The sequence below is a fragment of the Nostoc sp. genome (assembly GCF_036919895.1).
Lineage (GTDB): Bacteria > Cyanobacteriota > Cyanobacteriia > Cyanobacteriales > Nostocaceae > Nostoc.
The window spans coordinates 91878-108245 of sequence record NZ_JBALBW010000056.1; the positions used below are offsets into that span (position 1 = coordinate 91878).

Annotated in this window: 14 protein-coding genes; 7 read left to right on the plus strand and 7 right to left on the minus strand. The window is 43.2% G+C overall.

The features are described from left to right. Positions 1-82: 82 nt before the first annotated feature. From V7K55_RS10245 to V7K55_RS10260, 4 genes are all read right to left on the minus strand, one after another. Positions 83-2911 (minus strand): M16 family metallopeptidase, encoded by a 2829-nt coding sequence (locus V7K55_RS10245; protein ID WP_334830795.1) that lies wholly within the window; start codon positions 2909-2911, stop codon positions 83-85. A 141-nt stretch (positions 2912-3052) separates the two neighbouring features. Continuing rightward, the gene (locus V7K55_RS10250) at positions 3053-3496 is read right to left on the minus strand and encodes a VOC family protein (protein WP_334830906.1); all 444 of its coding nucleotides are present in this window, start codon (positions 3494-3496) and stop codon (positions 3053-3055) included. A 129-nt stretch (positions 3497-3625) separates the two neighbouring features. Next, positions 3626-4138: a TIGR02652 family protein gene (locus V7K55_RS10255; protein WP_094346058.1), complete on the minus strand. Its 513-nt coding sequence runs from the start codon at positions 4136-4138 to the stop codon at positions 3626-3628. A gap of 77 nt (positions 4139-4215) precedes the next feature. After that, positions 4216-4377 (minus strand): hypothetical protein, encoded by a 162-nt coding sequence (locus tag V7K55_RS10260; RefSeq protein ID WP_334830797.1) that lies wholly within the window; start codon positions 4375-4377, stop codon positions 4216-4218. Positions 4378-4391: 14 nt separating this feature from the next. On the opposite strand from V7K55_RS10260, the gene V7K55_RS10265 reads away from it, so the two are divergent. From V7K55_RS10265 to V7K55_RS10275, 3 genes are all read left to right on the plus strand, one after another. Beyond that, positions 4392-4919 (plus strand): gamma carbonic anhydrase family protein, encoded by a 528-nt coding sequence (locus V7K55_RS10265; protein ID WP_334830803.1) that lies wholly within the window; start codon positions 4392-4394, stop codon positions 4917-4919. A 184-nt stretch (positions 4920-5103) separates the two neighbouring features. Next, a complete protein-coding gene (locus tag V7K55_RS10270; RefSeq protein WP_334830805.1) occupies positions 5104-5232 on the plus strand; it encodes a photosystem II protein Y in 129 nt (42 codons plus the stop codon). 166 nt (positions 5233-5398) lie between these two features. Continuing rightward, positions 5399-6772, plus strand: coding sequence for a bifunctional folylpolyglutamate synthase/dihydrofolate synthase (locus tag V7K55_RS10275; RefSeq protein ID WP_334830908.1), 1374 nt, complete (start codon positions 5399-5401; stop codon positions 6770-6772). A 14-nt stretch (positions 6773-6786) separates the two neighbouring features. Here the strand turns inward: V7K55_RS10275 and V7K55_RS10280 are convergent, their stop codons facing one another. After that, positions 6787-8085, minus strand: coding sequence for an ABC transporter substrate-binding protein (locus tag V7K55_RS10280; RefSeq protein WP_334830807.1), 1299 nt, complete (start codon positions 8083-8085; stop codon positions 6787-6789). Positions 8086-8225: 140 nt separating this feature from the next. Between V7K55_RS10280 and pilM the strand changes: the two genes are divergently transcribed. The 4 genes from pilM (at position 8226) to V7K55_RS10300 (ending at position 13418) form a co-directional block, all read left to right on the plus strand. Continuing rightward, on the plus strand, positions 8226-9332 hold the full coding sequence (gene pilM, locus V7K55_RS10285) for a type IV pilus biogenesis protein PilM (RefSeq protein ID WP_334830810.1): 1107 nt from the start codon (positions 8226-8228) through the stop codon (positions 9330-9332). Positions 9333-9336: 4 nt separating this feature from the next. Continuing rightward, the gene (locus tag V7K55_RS10290) at positions 9337-10113 is read left to right on the plus strand and encodes a PilN domain-containing protein (RefSeq protein WP_334830813.1); all 777 of its coding nucleotides are present in this window, start codon (positions 9337-9339) and stop codon (positions 10111-10113) included. Further along, positions 10110-10877: a pilus assembly protein PilO gene (locus V7K55_RS10295; RefSeq protein ID WP_334830815.1), complete on the plus strand. Its 768-nt coding sequence runs from the start codon at positions 10110-10112 to the stop codon at positions 10875-10877. Before V7K55_RS10290 ends, V7K55_RS10295 begins: the two co-directional genes overlap by 4 nt. A 132-nt stretch (positions 10878-11009) precedes the next feature. Further along, the gene (locus tag V7K55_RS10300; RefSeq protein ID WP_334830817.1) at positions 11010-13418 is read left to right on the plus strand and encodes an AMIN domain-containing protein; all 2409 of its coding nucleotides are present in this window, start codon (positions 11010-11012) and stop codon (positions 13416-13418) included. A gap of 162 nt (positions 13419-13580) precedes the next feature. Here V7K55_RS10300 and V7K55_RS10305 read toward each other — a convergent pair whose 3' ends face one another. Continuing rightward, the gene (locus V7K55_RS10305; RefSeq protein ID WP_334830820.1) at positions 13581-14711 is read right to left on the minus strand and encodes a CO2 hydration protein; all 1131 of its coding nucleotides are present in this window, start codon (positions 14709-14711) and stop codon (positions 13581-13583) included. Positions 14712-14845: 134 nt separating this feature from the next. Next, on the minus strand, positions 14846-16351 hold the full coding sequence (locus V7K55_RS10310) for an NADH-quinone oxidoreductase subunit M (protein WP_334830822.1): 1506 nt from the start codon (positions 16349-16351) through the stop codon (positions 14846-14848). Positions 16352-16368: the final 17 nt, after the last annotated feature.

Sequence of the window (16368 nt, forward strand, 5' to 3'; positions counted from 1 at the left end):
ATGCTGATGAGCAGGAACAATTAATAGGTAGCGGTAAAAACCGCTTTACCTATTCTTTATTATCCATGCCCAGCGCCCATCTCTACCTAATGCTTTTTTCTGCTAACACAGATGGCCCAGCAGTCACGACTACGATTTTATCTGGGTGGAGTAATTCACGAGCGGCTTGATTAACTTGCTCAAAGGTGACTTTCTGGAGTTTGTCAGTAAAGGAATGTAATTCTACTTTATCTAGTCCATACACCTCATTCATCAGAATTCTATCTGTTAATTCTTCTGGGTTTGCCAGGGAAACGTTGTAGTTGCTAATGAGGGTGCGTTTAGCTGTTTCTACTTCCAGTGCAGTTACGCCTTGTTGATGGATTTGCTGTAGTATTTGACGAGTACTAGCGATCGCTTTACTGCTATCTTCTGGACTAGTTTGCATTTCGATCAAAAATGTGCCCGCATTCTTCCCAGTATGGAAGTAGCTATAAATTCCATAGCTCAATCCTTGGCGATCGCGCACTTCTGCACCCAGTCTACTAGATAAGGTATCGCCTCCCAAAATCTGGTTCAATACCAAGGCTGCATGAAACCGAGGATCGTAACGGTTAATACCTGTGTAACCCATATATGTTACAGCTTGGGCTTTACCTGGTAAGACTGGGTTAACACTGACTATTTTCTCCGGCATTGATACCGGGGGATATTTTAATGTGGGTGCTTGGCCGCTAACTTGCCAGTTACCAAACTCATTTTGAATTAGCGATCGCACTTTGTCTAGATCAAAATCTCCCACCAGCGCCAACACTGTCGTATCTGGACGATAATGTTTAGCTTTGAAATCAATCACATCCTGGCGCTGAATCTGTTGTAAACTCTCTTCTGTGGGAAAGGTATGTAAAGGATGTTTTTTCGGGTAAATTGACTGAACAAATATTCTTCTGGCTACTTCTGATGGCTCATCTAATTCCAGTTGCAAATCAGTTAAAGTTTGTTGGCGATGCAATTCCAACTCTTTTGCGGGAAAGGTACTATTTTTAACAACATCTGCCAATATCTCCAGAATTATCGGCAAATCCCCTGCTAAACTATCACCTTCGATATGCACACCTTCACGATGGACTTCAAAGTTGAGACTCGCCCCTCGTTCTGCCAATACTTTAGCAATAATTAAGACATTTTTGCTCGTAGTTCCATTTAGTAAATTCTCTGATACAAAAGCAGCCAAGCCCGCTTGATTCTCTGGATCGAATTCTGTCCCGGCTTGAATGTAGCCGCTCAGGGTAACGGTGGGAGTGCTACGATCGGGTAACAGTAATATCCGCAGTCCGTTGGTAAGTTTAAATTTCTGTGGTAACACTTGGGCAATCGCATCTGTAACCAAATCCACAGGCGGTAAGTATTTCGCCACCTCACAAGGAAGCACAGGCACGCCAGGAGAGAAATTTTCGGTAGTTTGGGCTGAGTCTGGTTTGTGACTAACCCCTGTTACCTGCTTTTGGGTTGGTTCAAAAAAGCCTACTATCCGAGATTCTTTTGTGAGATATTTATTAATCACAGCTACAACATCCGTCGGCTTCACCAGACGAACAGCAGCCAAATAGCGGTCTGTGTAGCGATAATCACCAACAGTTGTCTCGTCATTACCCAAACGCATTGCTTGAGAGGTAATATCACGGTTACTCAAAATCACATCTGCTGTTAATTGGGTTTTGGCTCGTTCTATTTCCTCAGTTGTCACACCTTTTTCTGCTACATTAGCGATCGCGCTACTCAACACTGAATCAATTTTTTTCAAATCTTGTTTAGAGCCAGCCGTTACCAAAACCTCATACCAGCCAGATTCTCGCAAACTGGTAACGGATGCCGTAACTTCACTAGCTAAACCTGATTCCACCAATGCCTGATAAAGTCTAGAATTCCTTCCCTCTGTAAAGATGTAATCCATCACATCCAGCATTGGTACATCTGGTTGATTCGCATCTGGTAGCGGATACACAACTTGTAACAGTCGCCCTGCTCCCGGTTCTCGCAAGACTATGGGAATTGAGAATTTGGAATTGGGAATTGGGCATTTGGTTATTAATTCTTCTCCCCCTGGTTCCCCCTCTTGCCTTTTTGGTAGTTTGCCAAATACTTCTTTAATTGTTTCGAGGGTATTTGCAGTTTGAAAATCTCCAACAATTACTAAGACGGCATTATCGGGAGTGTAAAAGTTGCGGTAATATTTCTCTACTTGTTCAACCTCAAATTTCTCGACATCAGCTTTGGTTCCACCTACGGGCAAACCATAAGCATGATTAGGAAACACCGCCTGCATAACGGCGCGGTTGAGGCGATATTCTGGACTGTTTTCGTAACCTTGCAATTCAGAAATTACTACTCGCTTTTCACTCGCCAGTTGTTCTGGCTCAATCTGGGAATTTTGCATTCTGTCTGCTTCTAGCACTAAAAGCGCTTTTAGCTTGTTACGTTCCACAGTACCGTAATATGCAGTTTGGTCATAGCTGGTAAAAGCATTGGAATCACTACCTAAAGCACTAAACAAACGGCCAAATTGAATTGGACGATTTTTCGTGCCTTTAAACATGAGGTGTTCCAATTGGTGGGCAATGCCATTCACGCCTGGTTCTTCGTTACGTGAGCCAACCTTATACCACACCTGCACCGTCACCACTGGCGCAGTATGCACTTCCTTTGTTAGGACAGTTAAACCATTTTCCAGCACTATCTTACGGACATTTTCTGTCAGTGTTGAGGGCATTATTCTTTTTACTAGGAAGGTTGATTGGTATTTTTCTTTGTTAGATATAGCTGGATGTTGGCTATTAGCAGGTTGCTCGCTCAATAAAAAAACTGCTACTAGCCATAAGCTTAAAATTAATAACGGCAAGGGATATTTATAAAACCTGGAAAATCCATACATTTATTTAGCAGGTATCGCTGTAAATTAAGTTACATAGTTATTTTTGTGAACGATCACGTTTAATCTGGCAAAAAAATCTGTTACTGAAGTAACAATACAGAAAAACAATATATTAGCAATAAAGGTAATAAAAAAGCTAAATTACGGGATTTTTGCTAAAACCCGAATGAATTCCAAAGGTAAGCCATCGGTATCGGCGATGAAAGCTACTTCGTAAATGCGATCGCCTATTTGCTGTTGTGTCGGTTCTAAAAGTACCTTCAACGGCTGTAATTCTTCGGTTTGACTCTCAGAAGCAATCAATACACGTTTTTTTAAATTTGTCAACCAACTAGGTAAATCTGGTGTAATCTCAGTTAAATCGAACGAGAGATGATAGTAACCCACATAATGCTCGTCAGCAAAGGCATCTGGGGCTGGCTTTGGTTCGGGAATTTGGATCAGTTCAATTCTGCCGCCCAATCCTTCCATCCAGCAAGCTAGCGTATAGCCTGTAGTAAAGCGTTCCGAAATTGTAAACCCTAAATGTTGGTAGAAAGCGATCGCTCGATGAATATTCGCAGTCCGAATAGAAGCATGGTGCATAATTTGTCCTTTATCCTTTGTCAGTTGTCCTTTTTTGTAAAAGTTGCGATCGGAGAAAACCTCCGATCGTAACTTTGCACTTTGTACTTTGTTATTCACCAATGACAAATGACAAATGACAAATGACCATTACTCAAACAACCTGAAATAGGGGTAGCGTACAGGGACACCAGGCTCTTTTTCCAAGTCAAAGTTAATCACTTCCCAGCATGGATCTTCTGAGGTATCGGGGCTAAACTCCACGGGTAAGCCATATAGTCGAGCAGCAGTGGCTTCCGGTTGTCCAGAACGCCAAGGTGTGCTGCGTTCTAAATAGCCACTCATCAATTCCTGATAGCGTCGAGCAATAATCACTTTTGTTGCTCGAAAGCCTTGGGTATACAGCTTATCTAATGCTTCGTGAATTTCAAAGCGGATACCATCAGGATGAGTATGCTGTCTATACCATTCATTATTCCACCTCCGCCAATGACGGCCCGATTGCAAATGAACTAACTCACCATTCTTAGGATTAGCTTCAAAAGCGCCATGACGCGGACACAAATAGGTATCTGTTAATGTCAGCGCCTGAATAGTCTGGCGACAATGGGGGCACTGTATTTCCGGCCCAAACATCGGGTACTGAAAGCCTGGATTCATCATGAAGTGCGTACAAACATAATTTCGTCTTCACCAGCACTAGTGGATTGGATTATACACTTCGGCTCCACCACTTTGGGTTAATTGCTTACTGCTGCACAGACACGCAGTTGCAGCAGTAACGTTGCAGCAGTAACATTGTTCACGAGTGTTTTCCTCACCGTAGAGGCTTGACGCTGTGATATTCTGGTTGTGCAACCAGCCTCAAAGGTTGGAGTTTTTCCAGTGTTCCTGAGTACCATATTCATATTCTATCGTGTCTACCGCTTCTTACTGGACATCTCCTGATTTTTCTCAAGCTGCCTTCATCGCAGCCAATGCTGTTGTTATAGGTTCGGTAAATATAGCAGCAGGGGTGAGCATTTGGTATGGAGCAGTAGTTAGGGCAGATGTAGAACGGATTGAAATTGGCGAATGCACAAATATTCAGGATGGTGCAATTCTACATGGCGATCCTGGTTTTCCGACAATTTTAGAAGATCATGTTACCGTCGGGCATCGCGCTGTGATCCATTCCGCTTACATTGAGCGTGGAAGTTTGATTGGCATTGGCGCAGTGATTTTAGACGGGGTACGAGTGGGTGCTGGTAGCATTATCGGTGCTGGCGCAGTTGTAACCAAAAATATACCTCCTTTGTCACTGGTTGTAGGTATTCCTGGCAAAGTGTCACGACAAGTAACAGAGGTTGAAGCCGCAGAATTGATTGAACACGCTAAACGTTACCAAAAATTAGCTTTAGTTCATGCTGGTAAAGGTACTGATATCGGGTTTTGCAAGTCGTAGAGAGTCCTGAGTGCGGGACGACGAGGGAGAAATAACCAATGCCCAATGGCCCATCCCCAATCCCGCATCCTAAATAATTTAAACATTCTTTACATAATTGGGAAAAATTGCCCACTTCAGCTAAGAATAAAAATGAGAGCAGTTGACAAAACTTTAATTTCTACTTAAGAGAGGGGTTCTAGATATGGATTCTATCGATTTCCGTATAGCGATCGTTTTAGCACCAGTTGCCATTGCTGCTAGCTGGGCAGTGTTTAATATTGGTGCTGCGGCTTTAAGACAAATTCAAGGCTTTTGGGATCGGGAAGCCTAAATTCAGCATAATATCATCCCTTTTGAACCGACTGTTTCTATTTACGGAGACAGTCGGTTTTACAACAATTAATACTGCATTAGCCACAGAGGCAGAGGAAAAAGTGGCAATTTTTATTCTCTCCCCTGCCCCCTGCCCCCTGCCCCTACTCCCCACTCCCCCTTCCTTGAATATTGATTCTGTAATACAACCCCTTCAACGGTTTGGTGTCCATCTGGGACTTGATCGCATTGTCAACTTATTGGCAAATCTCGGCAATCCTCATCACCAAATTCCGGTAATTCATGTTGCTGGTACTAATGGCAAAGGTTCAGTCTGTGCCTATCTTTCTTCAGTACTCACTGAGGCTGGTTATCGCACAGGACGTTACACTTCACCACATTTAGTCGATTGGACGGAACGTATTTGTTTAAATGAACAGCCAATTTCTTCAGAGGAATTGAGCCAATTATTAGAAAAAGTCCAAGCGGTTATTCGGGCTGGTGACGAGGAGATCCCCCCAACCCTTCTTGAAAAGGGGGACTATGTTTCCCAATTCAAAAGGGAGGATAAGGGGAATCAAACCTTTTCGGAAAAGTATGGGAACCCGACTCAGTTTGAAGTAATTACGGCGGCTGCTTGGTTATATTTTGCCCAGCAACAAGTGGATGTGGCTGTGATAGAAGTCGGACTAGGAGGGCGTTTGGATGCTACAAATGTTTCTTTGGAACCCTTGGTTACTATCATCACTTCCATCAGCCGAGAACATTGGCAGCAACTTGGCCCCACGATCGCGGACATTGCTAGAGAAAAAGCAGGTATTCTCAAACCTGGATGTCCCGTTGTGGTTGGAGGATTGCCACCGGATGCAGAAGAAGTTGTGCGATCGCGTGCTTTAGAATTACAATGCCCAATTTTTACGCCCCAACCCGCCCATCAAATCGCTACAGGATGGGCAGAATATCAAACACTTCAAAATTCTCAATTAATTAAATATCCTTTGCCATTAGCGGGACAAATTCAACTAGCAAATTCAGCTTTGGCAATAGCAGCTTTAGAAATTCTCCAACAACAAGGTTGGCAGATTTCTGAAGAAACCATAATTAAGGGCATGGCAAAAACTCAATGGCTGGGGCGGATGCAATGGACTACGTGGAACAACCATAAATTGTTACTTGATGGCGCTCATAATACTGCCGCAGCCCAAGTTCTTCGCCAGTATGTCGATAGCTTAGATACAGCTAACCCCAAGCCCGTCAACTGGGTTATGGGAATGTTTGCCGATAAGGATCATGCGGACATTTTTAGCGCCCTGCTGCGCCCAGGCGATCGCCTTTTTTTAGTGCCAATACCAGTAGAATCTTGGCCGGGTAGAACTTCCGCCGATCTACAGGAATTAGCAAACCTAGCTTATAGCCTTTGTCCCAAATTAAGCGATCGCCAAATCCATCCAGATTTATTCACAGCACTAGAAGCCACTACCACAGACGGTTTAATCATTGTATGTGGTTCTCTTTATCTCGTAGGCGATTTTTTATCAGTCACTAATTATAATTCGTAAATCATAATTACAAATTACCTGTTATTCCACTCCTGTGCAGCATCTTCTACGGCTTTATCGACAGTCTTCTCCCCTAACATTGCTGCTTGTAAATTCTCATAAACTGCCTTTTGCAGTTTGTTGAAATCCTTCAAATTAGGGGTTAATATTTCTGCCTGTTGCAGTTCTTTAGCACTCAGAACTCGCGCTTTTTCTACTATTGAAGCATTAGCAGGCACATCTTTAAAGTAGCTATCAGACAATGCCTTGACTGTAGAAGGTAAGACATTTGCAGCTTTAGCGAAAGCTAACTGATTTTCGTCATTGGTGACAAATAAAGCAAACTTCACAGCGCCATCTGGTTGTTTAGTGTCACGGGGAATAACTATGTTCATCACCGCGACATTTTTCTTGCCCGTGTCACCAGTCAGTTGAGGCGCTATTCCCGTAGCTTGGGCGATTTTCGGGGCATTATTAGCGATCGTTTTCAGAAACTCTGGCCCAGAAGCTAGAAACACAGTCTCTCCAGATTGGTATAAATCGATCGCGTGGCGATGTCCTTGCGTTAAAGCCTCTTTAGGCAGTAACCCTTTTTTATACAAGTTCACCCAATACTGAAACGCTGCCTTACCTGGTGCTGAATTAAACGCCGCTTTCCCATCAGCATCTATTAGGGTAACTCCCATTTGCACGAAAGATTCTAGTACTTCACCAGAATCTTGCGGTACAAACGTCACAAAAAAGGCATATTTCCCTGTCTTATCTTTAATTTGTTGCGCTGCTTGTGCTAATTCTCCGTAGGTTGCAGGGACTTTATTGATACCTGCCTGTTTTAATAAATCAGTGTTATAAATGGTTAACCGTGTAGTGAGATACCAGGGAATCCCAAAACTCTTGCCATTCAGCGTAGAAGATTCCCAAATATTCGGCAGATAGGAGGAACGTACATCTTTCGAGACTTTTGCATCTAAATCTAACCAAGCATTTCGTCCTGCAAGTTGGGAAGCAAAACCTGGATTGAGGTTAACTACATCAGGTGGCGTTTTTGCTGAGACAGCTGTTAAAATTTTGTTCTCCATAGCCGCCCAAGGTACATCGACCCAGCTAATCTTTATACCTGGATTTTGCGATTCAAAATTCGCAATTAGGTTTTTGAAGTAGCCGGTAAATTGAGGTTGGAGTTGCATTGTCCAAAACTCAATAGTTGCTGCTCCTGAATTAACTTGTTTTGTATTTGTACTGACATTACTTGTACTGCAACTTACAATCAAACTGGTTAATAAGCCAAGCATTACAAAAGCAACAAGTTGTTTAAATTTTCGTAATTGAATCATTTTCCCAGTATTTTTACGCTTGATAGGTGTGAAAAGCTTAGACAGAATTGTCGAGATTATAGGCTAAATAAATTAATTAGCACCAAGTCGGTTTTTAGTATCATTTAAATTTTCAATTTAGCAGTCCAGCAGGCACAACTGTGGTAAAAAGCTTCAAAAGTCTGTTTAGCAAATCGAATAAAGGGGTCGGCATTGAACTTGCTCCCGAACGGGTCAATGTAGTTCAGCTACGCAAGCAGCGTCAAGGCATGAAACTAGAAACCTTTATATCGGTGGCAGTTCCCGAAGGTGTAGTTATCGATGGTCAAATCACCGACCCCGCAGCAATGGCGCAATTAATCCAGCAGGCGCTAGCTGAGAGCAAAATCAAAACTTCTCGTGTTGCTACTGGTGTGCCAGGGCGAGATTCTATCGTTCGGATTATACCAGTGCCAGCAGAGTTAGATGACAAAGAACTGCGAGAAATGGTACTCAACCATGAAGCAGGTTTATATTTACCCTATCCTCGTGAAGAGGCTGATGTGGATTATCAGAAACTTGGGTACTTTGTAGATGAAGATGGCATTGAAAAAGTACATGTACTCCTAGTTGCCACCCGCAAGGAGATAACGGATACCTATATCAGTACATTTGAGCAGGCAGGATTACAAATTGATGTTTTAGAAATTAACAGTTTTGCTCTTATTCGGACTATTCGTGAGCAATTGCGACAATTTGGGCCGCAAGAAGCAGCAGTGCTAGTTGATATAGAGTTCGACAGTACAGAAATTGCCATCATCGTTAACGGAGTGCCGCAATTTTCGCGCACAGTTCCAATCGGAACTTATCAAATGCAAACAGCCTTAGCAAGGGCAATGAGTTTACCTACATCACGAGATATGGAACTGTTACATGGAATGATTATTCCTCCAACTCCCATAGACGGCGGGAAAACCGGCGTTACCGAACTCGATCCTGGTATGGCAGCCATATTAAGAGTATTGGGAGAACTAACGGATGAACTGCGCCGTTCCATAGATTTTTACCTCAATCAAAGTGAAAATTTGGAGGTAGCGCAGATTATATTAGCTGGCCCAGGAGGTGGACTCCAGCAGCTAGATGAATTCTTTACCCAACGACTGAGCTTACCAACTACCCAAATAGATCCAATCGGCTCTTTATCTTTGGAAGTTGACACTGAGAAATATCCACAGGTGCAACGCTCTGGGTTGGCGATTGTACTTGGTCTAGGAATGCGGGAGGTGTAACAAAATGTATAGCCTAGATGTTAACTTTCTAAAAGATCGCCCAGCATATCAGAAAAAGCCTGAGAGAAAGGGAGGAATATCCCTAAAGTTTCCTACTGGGGATTTAACACTACTGTATGCGGGAGTTGCAGTAGGTGTAGTCCTTCCAGCTTTATTGGGAATTGGTTGGTGGTTATTACAAGGGAAGATTGTTGAATTAGATGGTCAGATCGCACAACTAGACCAGGAAAGCAAGAGGTTAGATACAGAAGTAGGAAATCTTAACAAAATCAAAGCCGAGACGAGTGCAATTAAAGGGGAAACTCAAGCATTAGTCACTGTATTTGACCAGATTCGACCTTGGTCAGCAATGCTACAAGATTTGCGCGATCGCATCCCCGCGGCAGTGCAAATCGAAACTATCAAGCAAACTCCACCCATTGCAGTAGCGGCAGGCCAGCCCCCAAACAATCCTGCTGGAGGATTAGAAATTACCGGATTGGCTCGTTCTTTTAACGATGTCAATGATTTCTTATTAAGTTTACAACAGTCTCGATTCTTGAAGTCCACAGAAAGCAGAATTATGACAGCAGCCTTAGTGGATGCTCCTATACCACCAGGTACAGGTCAACCTACTAATGGTGTAATAATTAAGCCACCTCAAGTAGTTAAATACACTATTCAATCGACTATGAGCGATGTTCCAGCTTCGGAATTAATCCGGGAGTTGGAAAAAAAAGGCACAGTGGGGTTAGTGACTCGAATTCGTAGTATGCAACAAACAGGAGTCATTTCAAAATGACGCTGAGTGATGATTTAAATTTTGCCGAACATGGTGGGGACTTCAACTCGGAAACGCCAGCCCACCCCGTAGTATTTGGCATTACCTTCACACCAAAAATCATTGGCATTTTGGTGGGGGTAATTGGTTTAGCAGGAGCAGGTTATATATTGTTAAACTTGCTGATGCCAGCTTTGGAAAGCTATCAGCAGCAGCAAGCAAAAAGCTCTGAACTGCAAGGGCAAATTGAGCAAAAAAAAGCCAATATCAAACAGATTGATAAAGTTAAACAGGAATTAGCTCAGGCAAAACAGCAAAAAGTACAAGTTTTAGGTTTATTCGCTAACGAAAAAAGTTTAGATACATTGCTGTTAGATTTGAACCGCTTAATTGAGTCTGGAAATACTCCAACTTCTGTTAATGCAGTCAGAGCCAAACTGAAGAGGTTTGTGCCAGTTTCCCAAAAACCAGAACCGATTACTGATGGAACTTTAGGACTACAGGTTGACGGTAAGCTGGAACGCAGCAGTATCAATGCTGAAATTACAGGAACTTATGAGCAAACACAATCAATAATTCGTAACATTGAGCGGTTACAGCCTTTGTTAATAGTTAAAGATTATCAAGCAACTTTGGCTCCAGTAGAGTCAAGATCCCCATTAGATAAAACACCTGTACAGGTTGGGCCAGCAGCGATTAATACATCATTCCAGTTGCAGGTATTGATGCCACTTAGTGCAGAAGAAATAGCTGCCGCCGCAGCTAAAGCTGCCCCGAAAAAGTAGTTAGGAATGAGAAGTTAGGAGTTAAGAGTTAAGAGTTAATAGTTAGGAGTTATCATTCCTAACTATTCACTCCTAACTCCTAATTTCTCACAACTTTTTGTAAACAAGGTTTTATAAGGTGAGGAATGAACTGTGAAACAGCTTCACGGTAATAGTTTTATATTGGGTACTGCCGCTTTTGCATTTTTGGCAGCGCAACCAGTTTGGGCACAAATTAGTCAAGTTACTAATGTCCAGTTAAATCCAGTTAATGGTGGAATTAGCGTTGCTTTGAAAACTTCTTCAGGTTCGCGCCCCCAAGTTTTCACTACAAAAAGAGGCAAGACTTTAGTCGCAGATATTATCAATACTCAATTACGATTACCACAAGGTAATAGCTTTCGTCAAGATAGCCCAGCGCCAGGAATTGCGTCTGTCGAGGTTAATCAGCTTGATGCCAATAGCATCCGGGTGACGGTAACGGGGAGTAACAATACACCTGAGAGTCAACCGGTGGTGCGATCGCAAAATGGAATTACACTCAGCTTTAGCCCATCCGCAGGCACTATAGCATCAGCATCAACGCCAACAGCGCCACCTGCTTCTACTCCAGCCCAATCTGGTCAAAATTCAGGTGTTCTAGTTCCAAACCCGGAAATTACCATTGACGGAAAACCTGCACAAGCTGCTGGGCCAGGTCAACCTCTGAGTCAGGCTCCACCTTTCTTACCTAGAGCCGTCGCCCCACCAGTGGGAGATATTGCTATTTCCGCTACCGATGCTTCTCCTAGCACAATTGACTTAGGAACTCAGGAGCGTGTACCTCGTTTAGTATTGCGAGATGCACCGGTGCGTGAAGTTTTGTCACTGCTTGCTCGTGCTGCTAATTTGAACCTAGCTTATGTTGGCAGTGAGCAAGGTGGTGGAGGTCAACAAGGTGGTGCTGCACAAGGAACCTCTCAAACAATCTCGTTAGATATAGAAAACGAGCCAGTGCAAGATGTGTTTAACTACGTTTTGCGTTTGAGTGGTTTAGAAGCTAACCGCAGTAATCGCACAGTTTTTGTAGGGCCTAAACTACCTAATGCGACCCGTGATATGGTTATGCGTAACCTGCGACTCAATCAAGTAACAGTGGGAGTTGCCATCAACTTTTTGGTTGGCTTAGGGGCAGAAAGTGCTATCAGCCGCGAACGACAAGTTACCAGTGTTAGTGCTGTAGCTGTTGGCAATGCAGCTGCTCCTGTCACACAAGCTCAGACGACGACAGAAACCAGAGTTGAAACTCAACGCGTTACTTTTACAGACTCTAGCCCATTACTTAGAGGTTTACAGGCATTAGGAGATGAGCGCACCAATTCTTTGACCCTGATTGGCCCTCCTCGGCTAGTTGAGATGGCGATGGCTCAACTAACTCAGCTTGATATCCGCCGTCGTCAAGTGGTAGTTAACGTCAAGATTATCGATGTTAACCTCAATAACACCCAAGACTACAACACTAGCTTTTCTTTTGGGCTTGGCAACAACTACTTCAGCAGTGATGGTGGTGCAGCGTCTTTTAATTTCGGTGGTTCCAGACCAGCTACTAGTTCTGAAGTAGCAAACAGTGTGACTCAGACACCTACTATTACAAATCCACTGACAGGAACCCCTTTTGTTAATCCCAACGGTAGTGTATCTATTCCAGGAACTACCCCAGGTACGGTAGTAGTAGACGCAAATGGTAATGTCACTAGAATCGCAAACCCAGGAAGTGGCTCTTTCTACCAACCTATTTCGCCCGCTAGTACAAACGCCTTACAACCAGGTTTCACTAATATTACTCCAGCGACCGATAACATTATTACAAGGAACGCTGATGGTACATCAAGTATCACACAAGGTACTTTGGGTACAGCTACTACAGCTTTGTCTTCTCTATACCAGTTCCCCAAACGTCTTCTCAGTAGCTTGCAAGCTCAAGTGACAAATGGAAATGCCAAGATTTTGACTGACCCAACCTTAATTGTACAAGAAGGTCAGCAGGCTCTTGTAAATCTGACTCAGGAAGTTGTAGGAAACATAACGCTCCAAACAACAGATACTTCGGGTGGTTCTAGGACAGAAAGAACAATTGAGAAACAAAAAGTTGGTTTAACATTAAATGTAAAAATTGACCGGATTGACGATAATGGTTTCGTTTCTCTATCGGTTGCTCCTACTGTCAGCGCTCCTACAGCCTCACAAGATACAGGAAATGGACAGATTATTTTAGTGTCTGAGCGTTCCCTTACTTCTGGCTTAATTCGCTTACGAGATGGTCAGACGCTCATTCTCTCAGGGATTATCCAAGACCAAGATAGGACAAGTATCTCCAAGATTCCTATTTTGGGCGATCTTCCACTGATTGGTGCGCTGTTTAGAAAGACAAATAGATCCAATCAGCGCAATGAGGTGGTTGTATTGCTCACGCCTCAAATTATGGATGACTCTGAAAACTCCTCCTACGGCTATAACTACAATCCCAGCCCAGAAGTGCGCCAAATTCTTGAGCGTCGGGGGTTAAAGCTTCCTGGTAGGTAGATAAAGATTATGAGCAGGTGAGTCACCTTTGGCTCAAATTCTCACACCTCTCCCTGCTTTGAACGGTAGCCCCGCTTGCGGGGAGGGGTTCTTTTCTTATGGGAATTTAGCGGACATGATATTAGACATCGCCCGGCATTGAGCCAGAAGCCTAATCTTTAGCTATTTATTCACATTCAGCAACTGCGAAGTTTCTAACCGACTCATCCACTTCTCTAAATAAACTCGATTATTTTTCTCTTCGTTTGGATCTTTAGTATCTAAAGGATGAGGCATCAGTCCCAAAATTGTTGCTGTCGTCACGCAAAACATCGATTTTTGGAAACTCATGCAAATTTGCACCCGTAAATCATCTTCACCCCGAAGACTGCGACGATAAATTTCGTGCAAATACTCTGGAAGATAATGACGCATATCCTGCATTAACAAGGTGGGAGGAATACCCGCGCCGCCGATAGGTAAAGGATCGGCATACAATGCGCCATACTGAAATCGGGTTTGATCTGGGGGAATTTGATAAGCTTGGGCGTTGTATGAAACTGTTCCGTGGAAAGGAGTTCCCCGAAAGAATACTGCTTCTACATAAGGTATTGCTGTATCTGCTAAGAATGTCAAACCAACGCTTTTAGGAATGATTTCATAGACTTCACCTCGAATTTTGACGGCGTAGGTAATTGGGTTTGACGCATTTGCTACTAACGCTGTTTTAATGTGGTCTACAACTTCGGGAATCGATTTGATTTCACCTTGGTCGTAACGGTCTGATAAGCTGAGGAACATATCAGCCATAACTCGCCAGAATTGACCTAAACCTGTGTAGTAAGCAGAGACACGCAAGTATTCTGTTAAGAAATCTGGAAATAGTTGGTTAATACCGGGAACTAAGGGATTATTTTTAAACTTTGCAGCGATAACAGCTTGCGCTCTTTCTTTAAATTCTGTTGTATCTAAATATGTATCTAGTCCGCCGCCACCGTGCCACATCATGGCTTTCATGCAATATTCGGCATATTCAAAATTAATGCGGTTATGCCACCAGTGGCGGAGTAATTTTTGAAAAGAAACTTCTCCATTAAAATATTTAAAAAATGGGAAAAATGTTAAAAACTGATGCTCGGCAATATAGTTAAGATTATTTGAATAAGCATCTAAAACTACACCATAGCTTTTAAGAATACCAACAACTTCTAGTACATTTTCTGGACTATCAGGGAGTAATGCTTCTCCTTTTTGCAGACGTTCAATATACTCAGCTAAGGGATTGTGAGCAGCTTTCTTTTTAATAGTTACCATTACCATCTCTCCAAAAAGTATAGGGATTGGGATATTGGGTACTGGGTACTGGGTACTGGGTACTGGGAATCGCGTATTACGTATTAGGAAAAATCTTCCCTCATCGCCAGTCCCTAATCCCCAGTCCCTAATCCCTAATCCCCATTCCCCATTGCTTTATCCAAGGACACTGCTAATACTACGTTTTGGCTATTCACCATTGCTGTAATAGTTGGTTCAGTCCAGCGTGCTAACCAAGCGGGTTGAATGCCGAAAATCACAATCAGCATGGCTAAAATTGCAGCTGGGATGCGATCGCTCCAATAGACACGTGGTAAGTTAGTAACTTGTGCAGACAAGCGGCCAAAAAAGGCACGGTCGAGGAGTATTAGGAAGTAAACCGCAGTTAAACCGGTACCAAGCATTGATAGTAGGGTTTGCACTGGAAAAACTGGGAAACTGCCCCGAAAAATGATGAATTCGGAAATAAAGCCCACCATTCCTGGTATCCCTGCGCTAGCCATAACTCCCAAAACCATGAGGCTACCAATTACGGGCATACCTCGTTCTGGGTTCAGCAATCCTTGGAGAACATCTAAATCTCGGCTACCGGCTTTGTTATACACAACCCCTACCAGCAAAAACAGCATGGCGGAAATTAAGCCGTGGCTAATCATCTGCATGACAGCACCTAATACGCTTAATGGTGTCGCCGCAGCCGTCGCTAACAGCACATAACCCATGTGTCCAATAGAACTGTATGCTACCATTTTTTTCATATCGGTTTGAGCGATCGCGCAGGATGCACCATACAGTACACTTATCACTGCCCAAGTCGCTAACCAAGGAGCCAAATAAGCCCAAGCTTCTGGTAACAAGTTCATACCAAACCGCAGTAAGCCGTAGGTTCCCAACTTCAACAGCACCCCAGCCAATAGTACGGAAATGGGTGTGGAAGCTTCAACGTGAGCATCTGGCAACCAAGTATGAAAGGGAACTAAGGGAATTTTAATCCCAAAACCGATCAAAATCCCCGCTAGCAGTAAAAGCTGTGTCGCTAAAGGTAAAGTCGTAGTGTTTAAGGTTGCTAGTGCAAAGTTAGAGGAACCACTCAGCCAAACCATGCCGAGGAAACTTGCTAAAATCAAGATTCCCGAAACGGCGGTATAAATGAGAAATTTTGTCGCCGCATAACCCCGCTTTTCTCCACCCCAAATAGCTATCAATAGATACAGAGGAATTAGTTCCAATTCATAAAACAGGACAAATAACAGTAAATCCTGTGCTAGAAAAGCTCCAGTTACCCCAGCGCTTAATAATAGGATCAAAGAGTAATAAAATTTAGGACGCTGTAGAGATTCATCGCTACTGTAGATGGCAATAGAAGTTAATAGTCCATTCAAAACCAGCAGTGGCAAAGACAAACCATCGATTCCCAGGTTATAATTTAGACCTAAAACATCTATCCAAGGGACAGACTCGGCAAATTGTTGAGTGGTTTCCACTGGATGGAACTGAACTGCTAATACGATTGTCCACAAGAAAGCGATAGTGGCAAAAATTAAAGCTACCCCACGGGCAAACTTCCCACTGATGCCAGAAGGCGAGAAACCAATTAAAGCTGCACCGATTAGCGGCACTAGAATTAAAAAACTAAGCATAAGCAGGTATGGAATGG

Coding starts and splice junctions, on each gene's coding strand:
- V7K55_RS10245 (WP_334830795.1), bottom strand. CDS start 2,911: ATGTATGGATTTTCCAGGTTTTATAAATATCCCTTGCCGTTATTAATT.
- V7K55_RS10250 (WP_334830906.1), bottom strand. CDS start 3,496: ATGCACCATGCTTCTATTCGGACTGCGAATATTCATCGAGCGATCGCT.
- V7K55_RS10255 (WP_094346058.1), bottom strand. CDS start 4,138: ATGATGAATCCAGGCTTTCAGTACCCGATGTTTGGGCCGGAAATACAG.
- V7K55_RS10260 (WP_334830797.1), bottom strand. CDS start 4,377: ATGGTACTCAGGAACACTGGAAAAACTCCAACCTTTGAGGCTGGTTGC.
- V7K55_RS10270 (WP_334830805.1), top strand. CDS start 5,104: ATGGATTCTATCGATTTCCGTATAGCGATCGTTTTAGCACCAGTTGCC.
- V7K55_RS10280 (WP_334830807.1), bottom strand. CDS start 8,085: ATGATTCAATTACGAAAATTTAAACAACTTGTTGCTTTTGTAATGCTT.
- V7K55_RS10290 (WP_334830813.1), top strand. CDS start 9,337: ATGTATAGCCTAGATGTTAACTTTCTAAAAGATCGCCCAGCATATCAG.
- V7K55_RS10295 (WP_334830815.1), top strand. CDS start 10,110: ATGACGCTGAGTGATGATTTAAATTTTGCCGAACATGGTGGGGACTTC.
- V7K55_RS10305 (WP_334830820.1), bottom strand. CDS start 14,711: ATGGTAACTATTAAAAAGAAAGCTGCTCACAATCCCTTAGCTGAGTAT.
- V7K55_RS10310 (WP_334830822.1), bottom strand. CDS start 16,351: ATGCTTAGTTTTTTAATTCTAGTGCCGCTAATCGGTGCAGCTTTAATT.